Annotated in this window: 25 protein-coding genes and 1 tRNA gene; 9 read left to right on the top strand and 17 right to left on the bottom strand. The window is 23.1% G+C overall.

What is annotated here, in order from left to right; genetic code table 11:
• Positions 1–70: 70 nt before the first annotated feature.
• Together QW117_02715 and QW117_02710 are read left to right on the top strand one after the other, a co-directional pair.
• Positions 71–325 carry a DUF5652 family protein gene (locus QW117_02715; protein MEM3405856.1) on the top strand — a complete coding sequence of 85 codons (255 nt, stop codon included), beginning with the start codon at positions 71–73 and terminating at the stop codon, positions 323–325.
• 173 nt (positions 326–498) lie between these two features.
• Positions 499–1,179, top strand: a complete 681-nt coding sequence (locus QW117_02710; GenBank protein ID MEM3405855.1) for a hypothetical protein — start codon at positions 499–501, stop codon at positions 1,177–1,179.
• Between the two features lie 10 nt (positions 1,180–1,189).
• On the opposite strand, the gene QW117_02705 is transcribed toward QW117_02710, so the two are convergent.
• From QW117_02705 to QW117_02685, 5 genes are all read right to left on the bottom strand, one after another.
• Complete coding sequence (locus QW117_02705; protein ID MEM3405854.1) at positions 1,190–2,548, bottom strand: radical SAM protein; 1,359 nt, start codon at positions 2,546–2,548, stop codon at positions 1,190–1,192.
• 33 nt (positions 2,549–2,581) lie between these two features.
• Positions 2,582–3,049, bottom strand: a complete 468-nt coding sequence (locus QW117_02700; GenBank protein MEM3405853.1) for an iron-sulfur cluster assembly scaffold protein — start codon at positions 3,047–3,049, stop codon at positions 2,582–2,584.
• Positions 3,046–3,276, bottom strand: coding sequence for a DUF1858 domain-containing protein (locus QW117_02695; protein MEM3405852.1), 231 nt, complete (start codon positions 3,274–3,276; stop codon positions 3,046–3,048). Before QW117_02695 ends, QW117_02700 begins: the two co-directional genes overlap by 4 nt.
• Before the next feature lie 73 nt (positions 3,277–3,349).
• Complete coding sequence (locus QW117_02690) at positions 3,350–4,036, bottom strand: polysaccharide deacetylase family protein (GenBank protein MEM3405851.1); 687 nt, start codon at positions 4,034–4,036, stop codon at positions 3,350–3,352.
• A 21-nt stretch (positions 4,037–4,057) separates the two neighbouring features.
• A tRNA-Ile gene (locus QW117_02685) sits at positions 4,058–4,179 on the bottom strand.
• A 64-nt stretch (positions 4,180–4,243) separates the two neighbouring features.
• Here QW117_02685 and QW117_02680 point away from each other — a divergent pair.
• Positions 4,244–5,422, top strand: coding sequence for a redox-regulated ATPase YchF (locus tag QW117_02680; protein MEM3405850.1), 1,179 nt, complete (start codon positions 4,244–4,246; stop codon positions 5,420–5,422).
• A 66-nt stretch (positions 5,423–5,488) separates the two neighbouring features.
• Positions 5,489–5,779, top strand: a complete 291-nt coding sequence (locus QW117_02675) for a hypothetical protein (GenBank protein ID MEM3405849.1) — start codon at positions 5,489–5,491, stop codon at positions 5,777–5,779.
• Here QW117_02675 and QW117_02670 read toward each other — a convergent pair.
• The 6 genes from QW117_02670 to QW117_02645 form a co-directional block, all read right to left on the bottom strand.
• Complete coding sequence (locus QW117_02670) at positions 5,776–6,642, bottom strand: hypothetical protein (GenBank protein MEM3405848.1); 867 nt, start codon at positions 6,640–6,642, stop codon at positions 5,776–5,778. The two genes, QW117_02675 and QW117_02670, sit on opposite strands and share 4 nt — an antisense overlap.
• A gap of 105 nt (positions 6,643–6,747) precedes the next feature.
• Complete coding sequence (locus tag QW117_02665; GenBank protein ID MEM3405847.1) at positions 6,748–8,031, bottom strand: LUD domain-containing protein; 1,284 nt, start codon at positions 8,029–8,031, stop codon at positions 6,748–6,750.
• A gap of 1 nt (position 8,032) precedes the next feature.
• Positions 8,033–8,590: a GNAT family protein gene (locus QW117_02660; protein ID MEM3405846.1), complete on the bottom strand. Its 558-nt coding sequence runs from the start codon at positions 8,588–8,590 to the stop codon at positions 8,033–8,035.
• Positions 8,587–9,315, bottom strand: a complete 729-nt coding sequence (locus tag QW117_02655; GenBank protein MEM3405845.1) for a (Fe-S)-binding protein — start codon at positions 9,313–9,315, stop codon at positions 8,587–8,589. The genes QW117_02660 and QW117_02655 overlap by 4 nt, the downstream gene beginning before the upstream one ends.
• 43 nt (positions 9,316–9,358) lie before the next feature.
• Positions 9,359–10,483, bottom strand: coding sequence for a hypothetical protein (locus tag QW117_02650; protein MEM3405844.1), 1,125 nt, complete (start codon positions 10,481–10,483; stop codon positions 9,359–9,361).
• Positions 10,484–10,552: 69 nt separating this feature from the next.
• A complete protein-coding gene (locus QW117_02645) occupies positions 10,553–11,032 on the bottom strand; it encodes a hypothetical protein (protein MEM3405843.1) in 480 nt (159 codons plus the stop codon).
• 73 nt (positions 11,033–11,105) lie between these two features.
• Here QW117_02645 and QW117_02640 point away from each other — a divergent pair, with 73 nt between their 5' ends.
• Positions 11,106–11,867, top strand: a complete 762-nt coding sequence (locus QW117_02640) for a thermonuclease family protein (GenBank protein MEM3405842.1) — start codon at positions 11,106–11,108, stop codon at positions 11,865–11,867.
• A 32-nt stretch (positions 11,868–11,899) separates the two neighbouring features.
• Here the strand turns inward: QW117_02640 and QW117_02635 are convergent, their stop codons facing one another.
• The 4 genes from QW117_02635 to QW117_02620 are packed head-to-tail and all read right to left on the bottom strand — an operon-like array spanning position 11,900 to position 15,369.
• Entirely contained in the window at positions 11,900–12,643 is a 744-nt protein-coding gene (locus QW117_02635; GenBank protein ID MEM3405841.1) for an NAD(P)-binding protein, read from the bottom strand.
• Between the two features lie 54 nt (positions 12,644–12,697).
• Positions 12,698–14,077 (bottom strand): hypothetical protein, encoded by a 1,380-nt coding sequence (locus QW117_02630; protein ID MEM3405840.1) that lies wholly within the window; start codon positions 14,075–14,077, stop codon positions 12,698–12,700.
• A 45-nt stretch (positions 14,078–14,122) separates the two neighbouring features.
• Positions 14,123–14,623: a hypothetical protein gene (locus QW117_02625; protein ID MEM3405839.1), complete on the bottom strand. Its 501-nt coding sequence runs from the start codon at positions 14,621–14,623 to the stop codon at positions 14,123–14,125.
• Between the two features lie 47 nt (positions 14,624–14,670).
• Entirely contained in the window at positions 14,671–15,369 is a 699-nt protein-coding gene (locus tag QW117_02620; protein ID MEM3405838.1) for an ABC transporter ATP-binding protein, read from the bottom strand.
• Between the two features lie 103 nt (positions 15,370–15,472).
• Here QW117_02620 and QW117_02615 point away from each other — a divergent pair, with 103 nt between their 5' ends.
• Both QW117_02615 and QW117_02610 read left to right on the top strand, forming a co-directional pair.
• Positions 15,473–16,336, top strand: a complete 864-nt coding sequence (locus tag QW117_02615) for a hypothetical protein (protein MEM3405837.1) — start codon at positions 15,473–15,475, stop codon at positions 16,334–16,336.
• Positions 16,336–17,553 (top strand): ABC transporter permease, encoded by a 1,218-nt coding sequence (locus QW117_02610; GenBank protein ID MEM3405836.1) that lies wholly within the window; start codon positions 16,336–16,338, stop codon positions 17,551–17,553. Before QW117_02615 ends, QW117_02610 begins: the two co-directional genes overlap by 1 nt.
• Here QW117_02610 and QW117_02605 read toward each other — a convergent pair whose 3' ends face one another.
• Entirely contained in the window at positions 17,554–18,804 is a 1,251-nt protein-coding gene (locus tag QW117_02605) for an SLC13 family permease (protein ID MEM3405835.1), read from the bottom strand.
• A gap of 105 nt (positions 18,805–18,909) precedes the next feature.
• Positions 18,910–19,500 carry a CBS domain-containing protein gene (locus QW117_02600; GenBank protein MEM3405834.1) on the bottom strand — a complete coding sequence of 197 codons (591 nt, stop codon included), beginning with the start codon at positions 19,498–19,500 and terminating at the stop codon, positions 18,910–18,912.
• Between the two features lie 138 nt (positions 19,501–19,638).
• On the opposite strand from QW117_02600, the gene thsA reads away from it, so the two are divergent.
• Both thsA and QW117_02590 read left to right on the top strand, forming a co-directional pair.
• Positions 19,639–21,234 carry a thermosome subunit alpha gene (gene thsA / locus QW117_02595; GenBank protein ID MEM3405833.1) on the top strand — a complete coding sequence of 532 codons (1,596 nt, stop codon included), beginning with the start codon at positions 19,639–19,641 and terminating at the stop codon, positions 21,232–21,234.
• A 1-nt stretch (position 21,235) separates the two neighbouring features.
• Positions 21,236–21,646 (top strand): hypothetical protein, encoded by a 411-nt coding sequence (locus QW117_02590; protein MEM3405832.1) that lies wholly within the window; start codon positions 21,236–21,238, stop codon positions 21,644–21,646.
• Positions 21,647–21,664: the final 18 nt, after the last annotated feature.

The following is a 21,664-nucleotide window of genomic DNA, read 5'->3' as shown; positions in this document are numbered from 1 at the left end:
TTTTATAATTAATACAAATTAAAAAAATTTAATTAATTAAATTTATAAAGATTTTTTTTATTATAGTATAATGGCTTTAGATTATAATCAAATTTCTTCCTTATTCGGAATTAATCCAACTCTATTAATAATTCTTTTAATTTGGAGTTTAACATGGAAGGGAATTGCCTTATGGAAAGCTTCTCAGAATAAAGATGTCATATGGTTTATCATTATACTTATTATAAATACATTTGGCATTTTAGAAATCCTATATATTTTTTTGTTTTCAGAAATCTTTTATACTAAAAAGAAGATAAAAAAGAAGCAAAGAAAGAGAAGGTGAAAGAAGAAATAAAGAAGGGTAAAAGATTGATTAACATGTTATTATCTTAAAAAGAAGATTAAAAAAATTCTTTACTTAAATGAAAAAGCAATTTGTTAATATAATAGAAAGTTAGATTACTAAAAAATTATAATTATAAAAAAATATAAAAAATATTAATAATATTATAAATTATGTTAAAAAATAATAAAAAAATAATCAGATCTTTGGTTTTTATTTTTATTGTAATTCTTATTATCTTTATATTGAGAAATTTTACTTGTTCTTTTTCAATAGAAAAGCAAGGTACAAATATTGAAAAATTAAATGTTAGTTTTAATTTTTATATTATTAATAACGAAATCAATGAAGAAGAATTAGTAAAATATGTTAGTGAAGTAAATAAAATTTGGAATAATTATAATATTTCTATCTTAATAAATAATATATACAAAGTAAATTTAAATATAACAACAGAAGAAAGAAAATATCTTTATACTAAAATTTCTGGAAAAAATTCAGAAGAAGATAGTAAAATTTGCAATGAATTTTATATTCCTCTTATAAATAAAATAACAAACAATAGTCCTGATATGAGTATTATATATATTAAAGGAAAAAGTATTAATTTTGGGAGAGGAAATTTATGTGGTTATAAATTTGTTATTTTTAAGAAAGATAAAAAATGTAAAGATTTTACTGCATGGAACTTGGCTCATGAAATAGGACATGTTTTAGGTTTAACAGATAAAAGAGAAGATAATAAATTTAATCTAATGAATGACAGATGTAAAATTTCTAAACCTTATTTCCTAAATCAAGAACAAGTTAATAAAACAATATTAACAATTAAAAGTTTAAATAAAGAAAATTAAAAATCTAAGTTTATTTTAAATATTCTTCCCAAATTTTAGAAAATAATTTTTCACATTCTTTATTATATTTTTCCATTAATCCTGTTTTAATTATTTTTTCCCTGTATTCTTTTGTTGGAGAATCATATTTTCCGTATTTTTCAATAATTTCCGAATAAATATTACTTCTATCTCTAATTGTGCAAGGCAAACATAAATTACATTTATTTTTTTGTGTTGCTTTAATTTCTCTTATTTTTTTATGAAGAACTGTATCAAAAGCATCTTTTAGATTATATTCGTTTTTGTATAAATTATAAACATTATTTTTTGTTTCATCTTTATCTTGATCAGGCATAAAAACACAAGAGTAAATATTTCCCGTCCAATCTATATAACCATAACTTCCTCCATCACCTCCAGAAGCCATACAACCAGCAACTGTTCCTAAATCCCAAAAATCTGCAATAAAATATCCTTGTTTTAGTAATTCTCTTATTCTCTTGAAACTCCATAATCTTTGTTCTGGTGTTATTAATAAATCAAAAGAAGGATTTTTTCCTATAGGCATATAATGAAAAGACCAAGCATAAACGGCTCCTCTTTTATCAAACATTTCTTTAATAAATTCGTCACTTAATAATTCTTCTATATTGTATTTATTCATTGTTAAAGAAATCCCAAACGGAATTCCTTCTTTTCTTAAATTATCCATTGCTTTAATTATTTTTTTATACATTCCTTTTCCTCTTCTTAAATCCGTTTTTTCTTCAAAACCTTCTATGCTTATAGCAGGAGTTAAATTTCCTAACTCACTTATTCTTTTAACAAAAGAAAAATCTTCTGCAATTCTTCTTCCATTAGTATACATTAAATGATAAATATCTTGATTTTTTTCTAATAAATCTTCTAATACATATTTTTTTCCTTTTTCTTCATACTCGTATAAAGTAGGCTCTCCTCCAGAGATAACCATAAAATTAGTTTTAAAAATATTTTTTATATCCTCCCATATTCTTATTAGAATAGAAAATGGTAAAGTTTGTTTATTTTTTATAAAGCCTGCATAACAATCTTTACAGGATAAATCACATATATTTGTTGGGCTAACTGTTAAAAATCCAATCTGATAATCTTGATAAGGCAATTTTCTTTTTTTTATAACTCTTAAAAATTGCTTTTTTATGAAGATATTTTCTAATTTATCTTTACATCCTTTAGAAATCCCTTGATTATATTGTTTATCAATTGCTTTTAAAACAGAAGAAGTTATAAGATATTTATCTTCTGCAATTTTTTTTGTGTTATTATCAAGATTATAAAATTTAAATTTTATAGTTTTATCTAATGTGTAAAAAATAAGTTTTCTTATTAATTTATTTTCTAACATAATATAAATAAAAAAATAAGGAATATTAAAAATTTATCGATTAGAAAATTTCTTTTTATAAGCTTGTTTTTCTCTCATTATTAATTTATGTTTTTTTTCTAAAAATTTAGGAATTTTCTTTTTATTTTTCACAAAGTAATTATATATTGCTTCAGTAAGAGCTTGCTCTCCTAAAATAGAACAATGAATTTTAATTGTTGGTAAATTACCTAATTTATTTAATATATCTTTATTTGTTATTTTAATAGCTTCGGTTAATTTCTTTCCAATGGCGATTTCTGCTAAAGCAGAAGAAGAGGCAATTGCCGCGACACAGCCAAAAGTTTTAAATTTTATATTTTCAATATATTCTTCTTTATTCTTTTTACCAACTTTTATATAAACTTTCATTATGTCGCCACATATTATATTACCCACTTCACCAACACCATCTGCATTTTTTATTTCTCCTACATATTTCTTCTTAGTAAAATATTCTATTACTTTTTTATTATAATTCATTTTTTCTTTTTGTTTTTGTTTAATTCTTTAATTAATTCTTTTATATCAATATTATGTGATTTAGCACCTTGTTCTAAAGTTTCTTTTGAAGCAAGAGGACAAAAAGCACAATTCATTCCTTTTTCAAAAAAAATTTTAGCAGCTTTGGGATTTTTTTCAATTAATTCTGAAAAAGTCATATTTTCTATTTTTTTATTTTTTCTTTTTCTCTTTTTGTTTTTTTTCATTATATCTTAAAATAAATTATATTTTTAAATTTACTTAATTAATTAAATTACAAATTTTTTAATTTTATAAAAATTATTTTTCAAACATTTCATTTATTGTAACTAATTCGTATCCTTTTGATTTTAAAAGATCAATTATTTCTGGAAGAATCTTATAGGATCCCACTATTGTTTTTGTATGCATTAAAATTATACTACCACTCCCTTTTTCATTATTAGTTTGTTCATTAATCATTTTTATAATATTTTCTCTTGCTTTTTTGTATTCCTCTTTTTTATATTCCCAATCTCTTGTATCTATTGTCCAAAAAATAGATTTTTTTCCTAATTTTTCTATTGTTTCTAATTTTTCATTATTTGCCTTTCCGTATGGAAATCTAAAAAATCTTGGAATATAACCAGTTATATTATAAATTTCAGAATCTGTTATTACTACTTCATTAATCAAAGAATCTAATGATATATTAGTACAATTAGGATGAGTATAAGTATGATTTTCTATTTCATGGCCTTTTTCATATGCTCTTTTTACTTCTTCTTTTCTTTTCATAATATAATTTCCTGTTAAGAAAAATGTTGCTTTAACATTTTTTTCTTCAAGTACTTTTATCACACTTTCTAAATTATCTCCATCATCAAAAGTTAATGCTATTTGTTTCTTATCTTTTGGTCCTCTTACTATGTGTTGTGGTTCTGCGTATAAATTTAATTGCAAAAAAAACAAAAATAATCCACTATATATTAATTTTTTTAACTTCATATTAACAAGATAAATTTTATATGAGCCCGCTCGGATTTGAACCGAGGACCCCCGCCTTTCCTAGCATTTAGCCTGGAAATGAAGATTCTATTGAATCTTCTTCATATAAGAGCGGTGCTCTAACCGGGCTGAGCTACGGGCTCTATTAATATTTTTAAAAAATATTGATTTATAAAAGTTTTTATATATTACCCTTTTAATTAGAATATGTTAATAGGAATAATTGGAAAACCAAATGTAGGAAAAAGCACTTTTTTTAAAGCAGCAACATTAGCAAATGTTTTAATAGCAAATTATCCCTTTGTTACAATAAAACCGAATCATGGAATTGGTTATGTAAAAATAGATTGCATTGATAAAGATTTTAATGTCAAATGTAATCCGAGAGAAGGATATTGTATTAATAGTAAAAGATTTGTTCCTATTGAACTCTTAGATGTTGCTGGGTTAGTACCTGGAGCTTCAGAAGGAAAGGGTTTGGGTAATCAATTTTTAGATGATTTAAGACAAGCAGATGCTTTTATACACATAGTTGATTTATCTGGAAAGACAAATGCCGAAGGTAAACCAACAAATAATTATTATCCCGGAGAAGATATAAAATTTTTAGAGAAAGAAATTGATTTATGGTATTCTAATATATTAAAAAAGGTTTGGAAAACTTTTTCTAAGCAAATAGAATCAACAAAAGAAAATTTTATACAAGCAATAACAAAACAGTTTTCTGGATTAAAAGTAAAGGAAGAGGATGTTAATAAAATTGTATTAAAATTAAAATTGGATATTGAAAAGCCTACACAATGGACAGAAGAAGAAATTTTTTATTTTGCAAGTAATTTAAGAAAAGAAACTAAACCAATGATTATTGCTGGAAATAAGATAGATTTAGAAGGAGCTGAAGAAAATTTAAAGAAAATAAGAGAAGAATTTAATTATCCTATAATACCTTGTTCTACTGATGCAGAATTAGCTTTGAGAGAAGCTTCAAAAGCTGGATTAATAGAATATATACCTGGAGAAAATAATTTTAAAATTTTAAAAAATTTAAATGAAAATCAAAAAATTGCTCTAGAAAAAATAAAAAAAATATTAGAAAAATACGGTTCTACTGGAGTTCAAAATATTTTAAATTATGTTGTTTTTGATTTATTAAAATATGTAGCAGTATTTCCAGCAGGAACATCTAAACTTACAGATAGTCAAGGTAGAGTCTTGCCTGATTGTTATTTAATGCCCCCTAACAGTACAGCGTTAGATTTTGCTTTTAGATTACATACCGATTTGGGAAATAATTTCATTAAAGCAATAGATGTAAAAACTAAAAAAGTAATAGGAAAAGATTATATTTTAAGACATAAAGATGCTATAGAAATTTTAACAAGATAGCAGTATTTTTTAAAATATATATACTAAAATATAAATTCTTTTATATTTCCTTATACTTTTTTATATATGAAAAAAATAAGAGAAGTTGTAATAACCAGCGATATAGATAAAGAAGAAATGATTTATAATGCAATAACTTTGTATAATGGAAGTAGAAAAAGAATTAAAATAAAGCTTGATCCAACAGTATATAAAACAAAAGTCCCTAAAAACGAAAATATAGATAATTATATTACAGACTATATAAATAAAACAAATAAAAGATTATATCAAGAATATGATGTTTTTGTTGAAATTAATAGAAATGGAAAAAATCTTGAATATAAATTAGGTAAAATATTAAATTGCAATTATTAAAACTCTTTATTTTTAAGAATAGTATTAATACTTTCTAGTTTATATTCTTCTGAATCTTCTCTTTGTTTTCCTGAGATAATGTATTCATTAATTTTATTTAAGAATGGGTTGCCTACAAAAAAAATTCCTCTTAATAAATGAGATTTTATATCTAAAATATTTTTTTCTATTTCTGCCTCACTATAAGATATTAAAGGCATCTCTATATATGGATAAAATATATCTTCTTTTATTTCTGAAATAGGGTTGTATAAATAAACATTTAATATATTTTTATTCTCTCTATTATTTATATTCTTCATTTTATTTCCAAAATTTTCCCATTTATATACAATATAATTATCTTTTAAATTAAAAAGATGATTTCTTTTTTCAACTATATTTTTTTGTGAATCTGTTTGAAAAAGAAAATCAATAAGGTTTTCTGATATAAATTTGTAAAAATTTATGTAATGTATATCTAGTGGATAAGGAAACTCTCCTTTTTTTATAGAATTAAATAAAGTGTAACATGTAGGCATACATAAAATTGCTTCAGGAATATTTGAGAATATATTTAATTTAAGATTATTATTTTCTTTTATTAATCCCGCTTTTAATTTTATTTTATCTTTTAAAGCATGATCCATAATTCTTTCCAATTCTAAAACTTTTTCTTCTAATCCTATCTTTTCTCTACTTTCTAATTTATCATACAAATCAAAAAATTCTTTTTTACAGAAAGTATCATTACATGTTAAATTAAAAAAATAAGAATTAGCATATGGGAGTGGGAAAAAGTTATAAGATTCTAAACCGTACTTTCCATTCCTTAAATTTTCATTGATTTGTCTTAAGATTGAAAATATTTTTTCTCTTTCCATTTTTCTATTTATCTTTATTATTTATAATAAATTAGGGTTTTTAAATCTTTCGTTTTTGTTATTACTATAAAGTTATAAAATAATAGAAATTTATTTTGTAAAAATTTAACAACAATATAATTTTGTTGGTTTTTTTCCTTTTTGTATTTTACCAAAAGGATTTCCATAATTTGAAATATTAATAATCATTTCTTTAACTGAAGGAGGTTCTAATTTTCTTTTAACTAGTTCTTTTCTTATTTTTTTTATTAAATCTGATAAATTAATCTTAACTGGGCAATTTTCATAACATTGTTTACATGTAGTACAAAAGAAAGCTCCATTTTCATATGCTTTTTTAGGATATTCCTGAAAATAAGAAGAAATTACTCCTTTTGCACCTAAGAAATAATTTGAACCATATCTTGAAAATATTTGATGATATACAGGACAAAAATTTAAACAAGCACCACAATTTATACAGTATAATAATTCTTTAAATTCTGAATTTAAAATTTCATTTCTTTTATTATCTAATAAAATTAAGTAAACTTCTTTTGGCCCTTGTGCTCCTTTTATTATTTTATTTTGTATATCAGCAGTTTTGCTTGGTCCAGAAATAATGCTAACATAAGATGAATATTCTTGTGCTGTTCCGAATATTGTTGAAGCTTTAATTATATCCAACGCTTGTTCTTTAGTTTCAACAATCTTATCAAAACCTACTAATATTATATGTTTATCCACAATCCTAGAAACTAAAGAAATATTTCCTTCATTTTCTAAAATAAAAATGCTACCATCACTAGAAATAACATTCGCTCCGCTAATCCCTATTTTAGCTTTGTAAATTTTTTCTCTTAAGTACTTTCTTATAAATTTTATAATTTCTTCTTCTTTTTTTTCAACATTTACTTTAAATTTTTCATTAATTTTTTTAGAAATATTATCTAAAGTTAAATGCAAAGATGGCAAAACAGGATGAATTTCTTTCTCTTTATCATCTTTAAATAATTGAATTAAAAAATCTCCTAAATCGGTTTCAATAATTTCTTTATTCTTAAGAAATTTTTTTAATTCTATTTCATTACAAGTATTAGATTTTGATTTTATTATTAATTTTTCTTTTCCTACAATTTTTTTTATAATTTTTATTGCTTCTTTAGAATCTTTGGCCTCAATAACTCTAATTTCATTTTTTATTAAGTTCTTTATTGTTTTTTCTTTTAATTCTTTTATGTTATTTATTGTTTTTTCTTTTATTTCTCTAACTTTATTTCTTAATTTTTCTTTTTCTTCTTCATTTAGTATTTTATCCCTTTTTTCTTTATAAGAATAAATAATTGGCAAGATTATTTTTTGCTTTTCTTCATTCTTTTTTATTTCTTTTTTTAAGTTGATATTTTTCATTTTATTTTTTATTTGAAAAAAATTCTTCTTTTAATAAACCATAAACATATTCATCTTTAATCTTTTTATCTGCTTTGCATATATAAGATTTCCTTCTTATTCCTTCAATTTTTGCTCCAAACTTCTCAAGCAATTTTTTAGAAGGGATATTCCCAACGAAGACTCCCGCTTCTATTCTTCTTAATTTTAGTTTTTTGAAAGCAAATTCTAAAACAGCTTTAAGGGCTTCACTTCCATATCCTTTATTCCAATATTTTCTTCCTAACCAATACTTAACCTTAGCTTTTCTTTGAAACCTATCAACTTTATGAATTCCTATACCACCAATTACTTTTTTTTCTTCTTTAAGTTCAATCCCAAAAACATATTCTTTTTTATTTCTTTTTTTCCACTCACATTGTGTCTCCTTTATCCACTTTTTTGCATCTCTTAAATTATAAGGGTAAGGAACAACCAATAACCATTTACTAACTTTCAAATCATTTATATTTTCGACTATGCTTTTTGCGTCTGAATTTTTTAGAGGTCTTAAAATCAATCTTTTTGTTATTATTCTCATTTTTTCTCTAAACTAATTAATTGACTTATTTCTTTTACTTCTAAATCTTTTGAATTTTCTTTTAAATTTAAATAGCACATTGGGCAAGAAGTACATAATAATTTCGCATTTGTTTCTTTTGCCATTTTTACTCTCTCTTTTGCAATTGAATTTGCTAATTCTGGATAGTTGGATTTTACTCCGCTACCACCACCACAACAAAAGGAATAATTTTTTGTTAATTTCATTTCTTTTAAGTTTCCTATACTTTTTATTATGTTACGAGGCTCTTCATAAACATTAGAATACCTACTTAAATGGCAAGGATCGTGATATGTTATAGGTACATTTAACTTTTTAATATCAATTTTTCCCTCCTTTATAGCTTTATCAATTGATTGTGTTATGTGTTCTACTTCTATATCCCACTTATTGATTAATTTAGGGTAATTATTTTTAAACATATAAAAACATGCAGGACAATTAGTTATTATTTTAGAAACGCCTCTTTCTTTAAATAAATTAAAATTCTTTTGTGCTAATTCTTTAGCTTCTTTTTCATGGCCAGAATTTAATATAGGATTTCCACAACAAACTTCTAAATCTTTAAGCATAATAAAATCTATTCCTATTTTTCTTAAAATTTTTTTATAATTCTCTTCTATGTCATTTAAAACAAATTTTGTTAAACATCCCGGATAATATAGAATATTTCCCCTATTTTTTAAAAATGATAAGATTTTCATTTTTTTAATTATTGTACATATTAATTTTTAGATTTTTCTATACTCATCTGAATATTGAATTTAATAAATAAAAAGACAATAATAACATTAATATTCCTGCACTCAATCTCATATTTCTTTTATTTTTATCTATCCATTTATTTATTTTTTCTGTTTTAGTTCCATAGCAAATAAAAAAAGTTATTATAAGTAATGGTAAAACAAAAATAATATTATAAATTAATAAATAAAAAATAGAAAAAGTTTTATTTATATGCATTAAACTTAATATTGCTAAATATATACCACCTGTACAAGGCAATTCTACTAAAGCAACAAGAAGTCCTAATATTATTACTGCAAAAAATGTTCCTTTTTTTGTAATTTTTTCTAAAGTTGGTTTAATTTTTTTAGGTATGGCAAGAGAAATTCCCTTTCCATAAAAAAAGAAATCTTTTATTTCAATTAAACTGCCAAAAAAAACTAAAATTGCAACAAAAATAATAAAGTATTTAATAATTCCTGAAAAAGTATTTATTGCTTTTATAATCCCAAGACCAAATAAAAAGTATACTATAAATATTATAAAAGTATACATAATTCCATATTTTAATGCCCTTTTAGTAGAGGCCATAGATATCAAAATAGTAAGCAAAAAAATTAAAACACCAAAGGCGCAAGGATTTATAGAATCTATTAAAGCTGCTATAATTATACTTCCAAAAGTTAGTGCTTGAGAATTTGGATTATCTGAAGAAACTTCTGATGAAATCTCTTTCATTGGAGTGCAGTTTGTAACTGCATTTTTTAAATTATTAATTATCGGGGTATCTCCAATAAAATAAGAGTATCCTTTTTGACATTCAATAACTAAAAATGGAACTCCTCTTTGATATTGACTAATGCCTAATTTATCAGCAAATTGATTATATTTATCTCTATTAGATTGATTATAATAGACCTCTAATTTATATATATTAACATTTTCTATTTTACTAACTTCTTCTAAAATTCCAGAAGAAATAACATTTTCGCAATGTGGACAACCTAAACCATAAAAAAAATAAATATTTATTTTATTACTATTTTTATTTACATCTTTTGCGTAAGATATGTTAAGAAAAAGTATAATAAATAATGAAATTAAAATTAATAACTTTCTAGTTGGAAAAATTCTTAATTCTTTCATAGTTTAAAATATATTGAAACTGCTTATAAATGTTTGTTTCAAAAAATGAAACTATTTATAATAAGATAATTATCTTATGAAAAGATCTTTTATTTCTTCATCTAAACTTATTCTATTAGTCATTCCTAATCTTTCTTTTTTTATTATACCTTTGTTTATCATTTTAGAGATTATTCTTGATACTTTTACTTTATTCAAATTTAATAACTTAGTCAAAGAATTCTGATTTATTACTCCTTTATTTTCTATTATTTTATTTAAAATTTCTCTTTCATCTTTATCTAACAAATCTAGTATTTTAATTAAATTTTTTTCGATCTCTTTTTTTTCTTTTATAAAATTATTGGAAATTATATAATAAGTTATTATTCCAACAAATAAACCCAAAGAAGAAGCTATTACAATAACTAGCCAAGGTGGTAGTTTACATCCACAAACAGGAGAAAAATTTTCTGTTGTGTAAAATACAATAAAAGAAATTACAAATATAAAGAAAGTTATTATTCCTAGAAGTAAGAGAAACGGTCTGAATTTGTTCTCTTTTTTCATATAAACTTATAGAAAAAATGAATTATAAATCTTTCTAAAAAAAATTTATATATATAAATTATTTAAATTTTTTATGAGATTAATAAAAATACTTTTATTCTTATTAATTTTTAATTCCTTTTTATTAATGGGCGTTTTATTCTCTACAGAAGAAAAATATTCCGAAAAAAATGATTTGATAATAGAAGAGTATTGTAATGCAACAAGAATATTGGATGGAGATACAATAGAAACAAATTTAGGAATAGTAAGATTATTAGGAATAAATGTTCCAGAAAAAAAAGAAAGACTATATGAAGAAGCAAAAAATTTTACCTCTCAATTAAAAGATAAGGAAATAATTTTAATAAAATTAAAAGGATATGAAAATAAAGATAGATATGGAAGATTATTAAGGTATGTTTATTATAATAATTCCTTATTTAATAAATTAATATTAGAGAAAGGTTTAGCAAAAATATATTATTATAAAAAGGATATTTATTACGAAGAAATGCTAAAAGCAGAAGAAGAAGCAAGAAAAAATAAAATAGGGATATGGGAAGAATCAAAAAATATATGTAAAGATTGTATTAAATTAGAAGAATTAAATAACAAAGATCCTTATGAACACATAGTTTTAAAAAATATTTGTAATTTTCCTTGTGATCTAAATGGCTGGAAGATAAGAGATGATTCTTCTTCTAATAAAGATATATTAAATTTAACTTTAAACCCGCAAGAAATAATTAAGATAAGTTATAATTTTTCTTTTTGGAATGATGATAAAGATAGTTTTTATCTAATTGATAAAGAAGGATATTTAGTAATTTTTTATAGGTATGGGTATAGTTAAAAAATATTTAATTAACAGATTTACAGGAATAACTATATATCTAAATCAAAAGCTATTTTATCTGCAGCAATTATTTCTGGAACTATAACTATTTTTGCTCCTGCTTTTTTTAATTTTGAAACTAAAGAAGGATTTTCGCATCTTGAATAAATTTCTAATTTTGGATTTAATTCTTTTGAAGTTAATGTTATTAATATATTTGTTTTTCCTTCTGGTGATGTTATAATTAATTTTTTTGCTGTTTCAATATTAGCTTCTTTTAAAATAGATTCGTGAGAAGCATCTCCTAGAATAGTTAGATACCCTTTTTTTCTTAAACTTTTTACTAAATTTTCGTTAGATTCTATTATTAGAAATTTTTTGTTTTTTTTACTTAATATTTTGGCTATTTCTTCTCCAAAACGACCACCGCCAACAATTACTATATGATTTTTCATTTTTTTTATGATAAATGAATAAGTTTTGGTTTTTAAATATTTTTGTAAATTTCCTTCTAGCAATAAATCTGCAAAACTCCATAAAACCCACCAAACTAAGAAAACTCCAACTAATGCTAAAAAAACTTCTAATAATCTTTCTGAAATTGTACTATTTTCTTTAAACATAAAAACAAGAGTTTCTAATGTTCTTAAAAGAGAAGATTTAATTGTTTCTTTTGTTAGTATTTTAAAGCCAAATGTTCCTACAAAAAGAATAGAAAGAATAACAAAGAAAAATATTTTAATTCTTCTCGGAAATTCTTGAATATCGGTTAATTTTGATTCCCCTCTTGGCATTATTATAAGAAATTTTTATTGTTTATAAATTTGTCTGCAGATAAAGAAACTTAATTAATGAACAAAAAATGTTTTGTTACTTATTGCTTCTTTTATCCTTCCTTCTCTTTCATATATTGCTTTTGCAGGAGGTAATTCAAATTTTCCTACAGGTGCAATTCTATTAAATATTATATAACTATATACTCTTTCTTCTCCTGGTTGTAAACTTTCAATGTACCATTCGATTCTTTTATTTTGTTCGTCTATTCTTTTTGGCATTTCTCCTTTCAATTCTTTGAATAAATTAAAAGAATAAGGTAATTTATCAAAAATTGTTATTCTTTCAACAAATTTCTTTGCTCTAACAGAAAGTTTTATTTGTAATGCAAATTCTCCGCCTTTTGTTTTTACATATTTTACATTTTTTCTTAATATTATTTGAGAAGAGCTATAAACAAATAGTATCCTTAGTAAAATGATTAAAATTATAACAATAATAATCAAATAAATATAATTTGTTGTTGCTGTTACATTAAATATTGTTGATGGTAAAACTTCTTTTTTAAATGTATAATAAATAAAAAATCCTTCTCTTTTTACTTGAGAAGGATCTGCGTTAAAAGTTGTAAATAATCTTGAAAGAATATCCTTCTTCATTATTATCTCTGTTACTATAGGTGTATTTCCTAAATTTTCTTTTTCTATTTTATATTTTTTTATTAAGAATCCTTCTTTATGTTCTCTTGTTTCTAAGATAGATTTTTCTTCGAATTTAAAAGAATTTTTTAATATGAACTTATTTTCTTCTACAGAAACTTCTGCTAGAACAGTATATATTCCTGCTTGAAGTACTTTTATTTTTTCTTTATCTAAAGGAACTATAAATTCTTTTGTTTCTAATGGTTTTAGGTCAAATTTTTTTTCAAAATCAAAAAAGCTAGAATAAATTCTTGCATTTATGTTATTTATAGGGATATCTGCGTTATTTTTTATATATATTCTTGCTTGATTATCATCTAAATAGATATTATTAACACTTAATATTAATGCCCTATCTAATGTAAAAATTTTAATATTTAGTATTTCCTCTTTTATTTCATTTTTAGTAAGAGATTTTATTTTTAATACAAATGGATATATTGTTTCTTTTTCTAAAACACTTTCTGTTGGATAAATGTTCAATGTTAAAGTCTTTTTTTCTAATGGAGATAAATCAAATTTTTTTTCTTCAAAGTTTACTCCAGCTAAAGAATAAACATAGAAAGTATCATAACCATCTAAATTTGTTATTTCTATAGAAAAAACAGCAGGATTATTAAATTCTTTTATTACACTTTCTGTAATTGTTTGTTTTTTTATTTCTATTTTAGCTAAAGATAAATTTATAGAAAAAAGTATTATAATTAATGAAAAGAAAGTTAAAAAAAAATTCCTTTTATTTTTTATTTCCATTTTGTTATATTATAAAAAGATTTATCTCTATGTTTATAAACTTTTTTATCTAGTCCCTTGATGAGCTAAAAATGCTTTTGCTTGATTTAAAAATTCATCTCCTTCTTCAAAAATATCATTTTCATAATCTTCTATTCTTGCTCTTATAATATATCTGTCATAAACAGATCTTAACCATTTCATAAAAGCTGAGGTTTCCCATCTTGATTCATAATCTTTTATAAGAATACACTGTAAAGTTAATTCTAATAACCCTTTGTCCATTTCTATTTTTTTTCCTTCATATTCTACCTCTACTTTTTTCATTCCAAATAATCGAAATTCTATTTTTAAATAATATTGAAAGTAATCCGAAATTCTTCTTTTTGCATCCCATTTAACTACTATTTCTTTTCCTGTCTGAGATTGTTTTTCTGAATATTCTTTTTCAACAACCCAATATTCTTTTGTTATTAACCAATTATATAAAAAACCATAAAGTTCTTTCCAATCAAAAGGCCCGGAATGTTTTATTTTACCTTTAAATATAAAATCTTTTTCTGCCATTTTTCACCTTTTTTCTTAAAATATATAATAAGGAATGTTTTTAAATCTTATTTATTTTTAACAACATTTTCTATTTTTCCATCTTTTATATAATATATTTTATTTACATATTTTTTTGCTAATTCTATATCATGAGTAACAAGTATTATAGTTTTTCCTTGTTCATTTAATTTTTTTAAAAAATCCATCACCAAAATACCTCTTTTTGTGTCTAAATTTCCGGTTGGTTCATCTGCTAAAATAATTTCTGGATCATTGGCTAATGCTCTAGCTATAGCAACTCTTTGTTGTTCTCCTCCAGATAATTGATTTGGGTAGTGATTTTCTCTTCCCTCTAAACCAACAATTTTTAATAACTCTAAAGATTTTTTTTCCCTCTCTTCTTTTTTTATTTTTTGGAATATCATTGGAAGCATCACATTTTCTTTTGCTGTAAGATTATGGATTAAATTAAATTGTTGAAATATAAAACCAATTTTTTTTCCTCTTAAAGACGCTAATTCATCATCATTTAATATAGAGACATTATAATTGTCAATATATATATCTCCTTTACTTAGTTTATCTAAAGAACCAATTATATGCATTAATGTGCTCTTCCCAGAACCAGAAGGGCCAACTATAGCAATAAAATCTCCTTTTTTTATCTCTATACTAATATTATCTATTGCTTTTATAATTTCATTACTCATAAAATAATACTTTGATACATTTTTTAAAGAAATTAAATTTTCTTTATGGATCATAAAAGGGAAAAATATTTTATCCTTATAAATCTTGCGAATTTGTAATAACTAAAAAGATACGACAAAAGAAAAAATTTATAAACTCTTTACATTAAGAATTAAAATGAAAAAAGTATATTTTTTTGTTTTAATTTTATTTATTTTTTTGTTAGAAATAACAACAACAGAAGCATTAATAATAAAATCTTTTGAAGTAGATAAAATTTATCCAGGGAAAGAAGGAATATTATCAATAACTTTAAAAAATGACGCTTCTGTTGATATAGAAGATGTTTCGATTAGTTTGGATTTTTCTAATATACCTTTAATAGCAATCGATTCTTCTGAAGCAAGTACAGAGGAAATTCTTGAAGGAAAAACAAAAACTTTTACTTTTAAAATAAAAGCTAATAATGATGCAAAACCCTCAAATTATAATATACCTTATATAATAACATATAATGATGGCTCAACCAAAACAAAAAAAGGTGTTATTGGATTAACAATATATGGAAATGTAGATTTATATTACATAGTTTCACAAAAAAATAATATCTTAAATAATAAAGGAAAAATTGATTTAAAAATAATAAATAAAGGAACAACAGAAGCAAAATTTGTTGTTGTTTCAATTATACCTAAAGGTTACTCTTTATTATCAGAAAATGAAATTTATATAGGGTCAATAGATCCTGATGATTATGAAATAGCGAGTTTTGATGTTATCTATAAAAACAGAAATGCTATTTTAAAGGCTATAATAAAATATAAAGATTTTGAAAATAAAGAAATAACAAAAGAAATAGAATTACCTTTAACTGTATATACTGAACAACAAGCAAAAGAAATTGGTATAATTAAAACAAACAATAAATTAATATTTTTAATATCTCTTATTTTAATTATTTTTATTATAATTATAATAAGAAGAAGAAATAAAAGAAAAAAATTATTAAAGAGAAACGAATTAATAATAAGTAATTTATAATGATAAAAGATTATTTCTTTTTAGCTTTTAAAAATTTAAAGCATAGAGGAATAAGAAGTTGGCTTACAATTTTAGGAATTTTTATAGGAATAACTGCAATTGTAACTTTTATAACTTTAGGCCAAGGAATGAATAATTATATTAATGAACAATTTTCTCAACTAGGAACAGATATAATAATAATTATGGGAAAAGCTGGACAAATAGTATCTCCTATTGCTTCTTCTGTGAGTTCAAAACCATTAACAACAGAAGATGTTGATTTAATAAAAAAAATCCCTGGTGTTAAAATAGTCTCTCCTATGAATGTTTATCCTAGCAACATAAGATATGGAAAAGAATCAGTAAGTACATTCATTTATGGCATAGAACCAAAAGATATAGAGGAATTATTTATGACATTAGAATCTTTTAAAATAGAAAGTGGAAGAATGTTAAAAGAAACAGATAAGTATTCTGCTATTGTAGGAGCTAGATTTCATGAAGAGTTTAATAAAAAAATTGGAATTGGAAGCAAAATAGAAATAAATGGAACTTCTTTTGAAATAGTAGGAATATTAAAACAAGTAGGGAATCCTCAAGATGATAAATCTATTTATATTCCAAATAAAGCATTAAAAGAAATTAAAAAAAATCCTGATGTAGTTTCTGTTATATATGTAAAAACAGAAAATCAAGACAATGTAAAAGATATAGCAAAAAAAATAGAAGAAAAACTTATGAAAAGTAGAAAAGAAAATGAAAATGAAAAAAGTTTCGCTGTTTCTACATCAGAACAATTGTTAGAAATAATAAAAAATATTTTAACAGTAATAAATGTTGTTTTTATAGGAATTGCGGCTATATCTCTATTCGTTGGTGGAGTTGGAATTATGAATACAATGTATACTTCTGTCTTAGAAAGAACAAGAGAAATAGGAATAATGAAAGCTATTGGTGCTAAAAATTCTGATATAATGATAATATTTCTTATAGAAGCTGGTTTATTAGGATTAGTTGGAGGGATATTTGGAATAATTTTAGGTATATTAATAAGTAAAGGAATAGAGTATATAACTATAAATTTTTATGGAATTACTTTGTTAAAGATTGCAACTAGTTGGATAACAATCATTTTTGTTTTGCTTTTTAGTTTTTTAATAGGTTGTTTATCTGGAACTTTACCTGCTATAAAAGCATCTAAATTAAATCCTGTAGATGCCTTAAGATATGAATAATTAAAATATTTTAAGATATAAAAAATAAATTAAAGCATTAATTATTGTTAATGGAATCCCTATTTTTGCAAAATCCCAAGAAGTAATTTTTTCTTCTCCTCTTGTTCTTTGTTCTGCATTTTGTATTATTATAACATTACTTGCAGCTCCTAAAATAAAAAGATTTCCGGCAATTGTAGAAGATGCTGCTAATGCTATTATTTCTTTTGTTGTTGCTCCTTCATGAAGCAACAAAGGTAAATATAAAGCCACAAGAGGAACATTGGAAATAAATTGACTTAAAAATATTCCTACTACAAATATCATAAATAATGATAAAATATTAATGTTTGTTTTTTCTAAAAAGGATTGGAAAAATCCGGAGTTCCAAACAGATTGCATTAATATAAACATAGAAATAAAAAAAATTAAAGTTTTATAATCCACTTTTTTTAAAACTTTTTTTCTTTCTTTACTGAATAATACCGGAATACAAGAGATTAAAGCTATGTAAGTTAATTTAAAATCAAAATTTATCTTTAAAAATATTAAAAGTATTTTTAATAAAATCATTAAAAATATTAAGATTAAAGATATTTTAGATAAAATAGATAAATAATGGGATTTTATTGGTTCTTGAGAATGATTTATTTTTTTTCTATGAAAATGTTCTTTATAATATATCTTCAAAATAAAAAAACAAGCAAATAAATTTAAAATTGTTGGAAAAAAAAGATATTTAAAAAATTCATAAAAAGGGTTTTTAATATTACTATTCATAGCTATTAATAAATTTTGAGGATTTCCTATAGGACTCATAACACTGCCAATTGTTATAGAGAAGGCTAAAGCAAGTAATAAAATTTTTGCATGAATTTTATGTTTTCTTGCTAATAATAAAACTACAGGAACCCCTATTATTGCAATTGTATCATTCATTAAAATAGAAGACAAAAAAGCAAAAAGAAAAATAATAAAAAGAAGAAGTTTATTAATATTATCTGCTCTTTTAAATATTTTATAAGATAAATGAGATAAATAACCTGATTCTTCTAATGCTACTCCAATAACAAACATACAAAATAAAAAAATTATTATATCAAAATTAATAGAAAAAAAGGCTTCTTTTAAAGAAATTTGATTAAATAATAAAACTAGTAAAGCTCCTCCACTCATTATTTGCCATATTTCCAATTTCACATTTTTTATCCTTCTTATCATTATTAAGAAAAAAACTAGAAATAAAATTATGATTGATAAAGGTATCATAATTTTTCTTTAAAAATATGAATTATAAATCTTTCTAAATAAATTGTAAAAGAATTATTTTAATTTTTCTTATTATTTTAAATTTGAAGAATAATCTATGATATACAATTATAAACAGTTATTACAAACCCACGTTCCAGAATTATTTTCATAAAGAATATCGAAATTTCCACATGATTCACATTTACCTTCAATAAATCTTTTTCCTTTTTTTGATTCTTTTATTCTTTTCAATTTTTCTGATTTTTCTTTTATATCCATAATCTCGCTAACAGATTCGAATAATGCTGGTTCTAATCTTAATATATCTTTTAAAGTTATAAAACCAACTGGCTTATTTTTAACTACTACTGGTAACCATCTTATTTTTGTTTTTCTCATTTTAAAAAGAGCTTCTGCAACATCTGCACTTGGCTGTATAGTTATTAATTTTTTTCTTGCTAATTCTATAACCTTTATTTTAGAAAGATCTTTTGGTTTCTTTGCTAAAGCATAAATTATATCTCCTTCTGTTATTATTCCTAAAATTCTATCTTTTTCTTGAATAAGTAAACTACCAACATTTTTTTTAACCATTGTTTTTGCACAATCTAAAATAGAAGTTTCTGGAGAAACATAAACATAATTTTTAGTCATTATATCTCCTACCTTGATTCCTGTTTTTGGCTTTTCTTTAAAGAAAAAACTTCCTATTGACATATGAATAATAAATTTTTTTATTTTATAAAAAATTATATACTACAAAATATATTTTATACAATAATATTTACAAAAAAATTTAAAAAACATAAAAGATAAAATTATAAATGAGATTATTTTAAAATTCTAAAAGGTAAAATGACAGACAAATCACCAATGATAATAACACCTGAAGATGTTCAAAGAATGTTAGGAAGAGATGCTCAAAGAAATAATATATTAGCAGCAAGAATAGTAGCAGAAACAATAAAAACTACCCTCGGCCCAAAAGGAATGGATAAGATGTTAGTTGATTCTTTAGGAGATATAACAGTTACGAATGATGGAGTAACAATATTAGAAGAAATGCAAATTGAACATCCTGCTGCAAAAATGATAGTAGAAGTAGCAAAAACTCAAGATAAAGAAGTTGGAGATGGTACTACTAGTGTTGTAATGATTGCTGGTAAACTTCTTGAAAATGCAGAAAAATTATTAGATAACAAAATACATCCAACAATAATAACAAAAGGATACAGATTAGCTGCTGAAAAAGCAAAAGAGATATTAAAGGATATTGCAATAAATATAAATGATAATGAAAGTTTACTAAAAGAATTAGTTTATACTTCATTAGCAAGTAAAAATGCTTCTGCAAAAAAAGAAAAATTTGCAAATATAATAGTTAAAGCGATAAAACAAATTTCCCAAAATGGAAATATAGATTTAACAGACATAAAAATAGAAAAGATTAAGGGAGAGGGTATAGAGGATACAGAGCTTATAGAAGGAATTGTACTTGATAAAGAAAAAATTTCTATTGATATGCCTTCTATTGTAAAAGATGCAAAAATAGCTTTAATAGATTGTGCTTTAGAGATAAGTTCACCTAATACAGAAACTAAAATATCTATAAGTACACCGGAACAATTACAAAGTTTTTTAGAACAAGAAGAAAAAACATTAAAGAATATGGTAGAAAAAATAAAAAAATCAAAAGCAAATGTAATTTTTTGTCAAAAGGGTATAGATGATATTGCTCAATACTATTTAGCAAAGGAAAAAATTTATGCATGCAGAAGAATTCCACGAAGTGATATGGAAAAATTATCAAAAGCCACAGGAGCAAAAATAATTTCAAATTTAGACGAATTAAATGAAAAACAATTAGGTTATGCTGCTCTGGTTGAAGAAAAAAAAGAAGGAGAAGATAATTATACTTATGTAAAAGGATGTAAGAATGCAAGAGCTTTAACAATTCTTATTAGAGGAAGCACAGAACATGTTGTAAATGAAATTGAAAGAGCAATAAAAGATGGTTTAGGCGTAGTTGCTTCTGCTTTAAAAGATAAAAAAATAGTTCCTGGCGCAGGAGCAATAGAAGTTGAATTAGCAAAAAGATTAAGAGAATATAGCAAAAGTTTAAATGGAAGAGAACAGCTTGCAGTAGAAGAATTTGCCTCTGCTCTAGAATTCATACCAGCAACTTTAGCAGAAAATGCAGGATTAGATCCTATAGACATATTAACAGAATTAAGAGCAAAGCATGAAAAAGGCGAAATTAATGCAGGAATAAATCTTTTAACAGGAAAAATAGAAGATTCTATAAAAGCAGGAATAATTGAGCCAGTAAGAATAAAAAAGCAAGCAATAGATTCTGCAACAGAAGTTGCTATTATGATTTTAAGGATAGATGATGTTATTGCTGCAAATACAAAAAGTAAAAATAAAAAATTACCAGAAGAAGAATATTAAAATGAATTATAAAAATTTTATTTTATTTTCTGTACTTTTGTTTTTGTTTATAAATTTCTCAATTATAAGTGCATTTGATGTAAGTTCTATAAAAGAAAAAGAAGGAGAAATTCCAGAAGAAATAGGAAAATTATTGGGAAATCAAAGAATTAATGTGTATGTAGATAATTCTTTTGTTCTTGCTGTTGAAATTATCTCTTCTAAATTCTATATAAAAGAAAAATTTGAAAAACCAACTTTAGAAATATATACTACTTCTTTTATTACAGAAAAAATAGAAAAAAGTGATAATCCAACCAAAGCTTTATTAGAAGCTTATAAAAATGGGGAAATAAAGATAGTTAAAAAAACATTCTTAAATAAAGTTAAATTCTTTTTTGGTAAATTTTTTTTAAGGAAATTTGTTTCTTAAATAAGTAGTTGATTATTT

It is taken from the genome of Candidatus Pacearchaeota archaeon (genome assembly GCA_038874355.1).
GTDB lineage: Archaea > Nanobdellota > Nanobdellia > Pacearchaeales > GW2011-AR1 > JAVZCO01.
The sequence above is the reverse complement of the archived record's forward strand: the minus strand, read 5'-3'. Positions and strand labels throughout refer to the sequence as shown.

What these genes read in the sequence shown, in the direction of transcription:
- QW117_02715 (MEM3405856.1), top strand. Translation starts at nt 71, where the DNA reads ATGGCTTTAGATTATAATCAAATTTCTTCCTTATTCGGAATTAATCCA.
- QW117_02710 (MEM3405855.1), top strand. Translation starts at nt 499, where the DNA reads ATGTTAAAAAATAATAAAAAAATAATCAGATCTTTGGTTTTTATTTTT.
- QW117_02705 (MEM3405854.1), bottom strand. Translation starts at nt 2,548, where the DNA reads ATGTTAGAAAATAAATTAATAAGAAAACTTATTTTTTACACATTAGAT.
- QW117_02700 (MEM3405853.1), bottom strand. Translation starts at nt 3,049, where the DNA reads ATGAATTATAATAAAAAAGTAATAGAATATTTTACTAAGAAGAAATAT.
- QW117_02695 (MEM3405852.1), bottom strand. Translation starts at nt 3,276, where the DNA reads ATGAAAAAAAACAAAAAGAGAAAAAGAAAAAATAAAAAAATAGAAAAT.
- QW117_02690 (MEM3405851.1), bottom strand. Translation starts at nt 4,036, where the DNA reads ATGAAGTTAAAAAAATTAATATATAGTGGATTATTTTTGTTTTTTTTG.
- QW117_02680 (MEM3405850.1), top strand. Translation starts at nt 4,244, where the DNA reads ATGTTAATAGGAATAATTGGAAAACCAAATGTAGGAAAAAGCACTTTT.
- QW117_02675 (MEM3405849.1), top strand. Translation starts at nt 5,489, where the DNA reads ATGAAAAAAATAAGAGAAGTTGTAATAACCAGCGATATAGATAAAGAA.
- QW117_02670 (MEM3405848.1), bottom strand. Translation starts at nt 6,642, where the DNA reads ATGGAAAGAGAAAAAATATTTTCAATCTTAAGACAAATCAATGAAAAT.
- QW117_02665 (MEM3405847.1), bottom strand. Translation starts at nt 8,031, where the DNA reads ATGAAAAATATCAACTTAAAAAAAGAAATAAAAAAGAATGAAGAAAAG.
- QW117_02660 (MEM3405846.1), bottom strand. Translation starts at nt 8,590, where the DNA reads ATGAGAATAATAACAAAAAGATTGATTTTAAGACCTCTAAAAAATTCA.
- QW117_02655 (MEM3405845.1), bottom strand. Translation starts at nt 9,315, where the DNA reads ATGAAAATCTTATCATTTTTAAAAAATAGGGGAAATATTCTATATTAT.
- QW117_02650 (MEM3405844.1), bottom strand. Translation starts at nt 10,483, where the DNA reads ATGAAAGAATTAAGAATTTTTCCAACTAGAAAGTTATTAATTTTAATT.
- QW117_02645 (MEM3405843.1), bottom strand. Translation starts at nt 11,032, where the DNA reads ATGAAAAAAGAGAACAAATTCAGACCGTTTCTCTTACTTCTAGGAATA.
- QW117_02640 (MEM3405842.1), top strand. Translation starts at nt 11,106, where the DNA reads ATGAGATTAATAAAAATACTTTTATTCTTATTAATTTTTAATTCCTTT.
- QW117_02635 (MEM3405841.1), bottom strand. Translation starts at nt 12,643, where the DNA reads ATGCCAAGAGGGGAATCAAAATTAACCGATATTCAAGAATTTCCGAGA.
- QW117_02630 (MEM3405840.1), bottom strand. Translation starts at nt 14,077, where the DNA reads ATGGAAATAAAAAATAAAAGGAATTTTTTTTTAACTTTCTTTTCATTA.
- QW117_02625 (MEM3405839.1), bottom strand. Translation starts at nt 14,623, where the DNA reads ATGGCAGAAAAAGATTTTATATTTAAAGGTAAAATAAAACATTCCGGG.
- QW117_02620 (MEM3405838.1), bottom strand. Translation starts at nt 15,369, where the DNA reads ATGATCCATAAAGAAAATTTAATTTCTTTAAAAAATGTATCAAAGTAT.
- QW117_02615 (MEM3405837.1), top strand. Translation starts at nt 15,473, where the DNA reads ATGAAAAAAGTATATTTTTTTGTTTTAATTTTATTTATTTTTTTGTTA.
- QW117_02610 (MEM3405836.1), top strand. Translation starts at nt 16,336, where the DNA reads ATGATAAAAGATTATTTCTTTTTAGCTTTTAAAAATTTAAAGCATAGA.
- QW117_02600 (MEM3405834.1), bottom strand. Translation starts at nt 19,500, where the DNA reads ATGTCAATAGGAAGTTTTTTCTTTAAAGAAAAGCCAAAAACAGGAATC.
- thsA (MEM3405833.1), top strand. Translation starts at nt 19,639, where the DNA reads ATGACAGACAAATCACCAATGATAATAACACCTGAAGATGTTCAAAGA.
- QW117_02590 (MEM3405832.1), top strand. Translation starts at nt 21,236, where the DNA reads ATGAATTATAAAAATTTTATTTTATTTTCTGTACTTTTGTTTTTGTTT.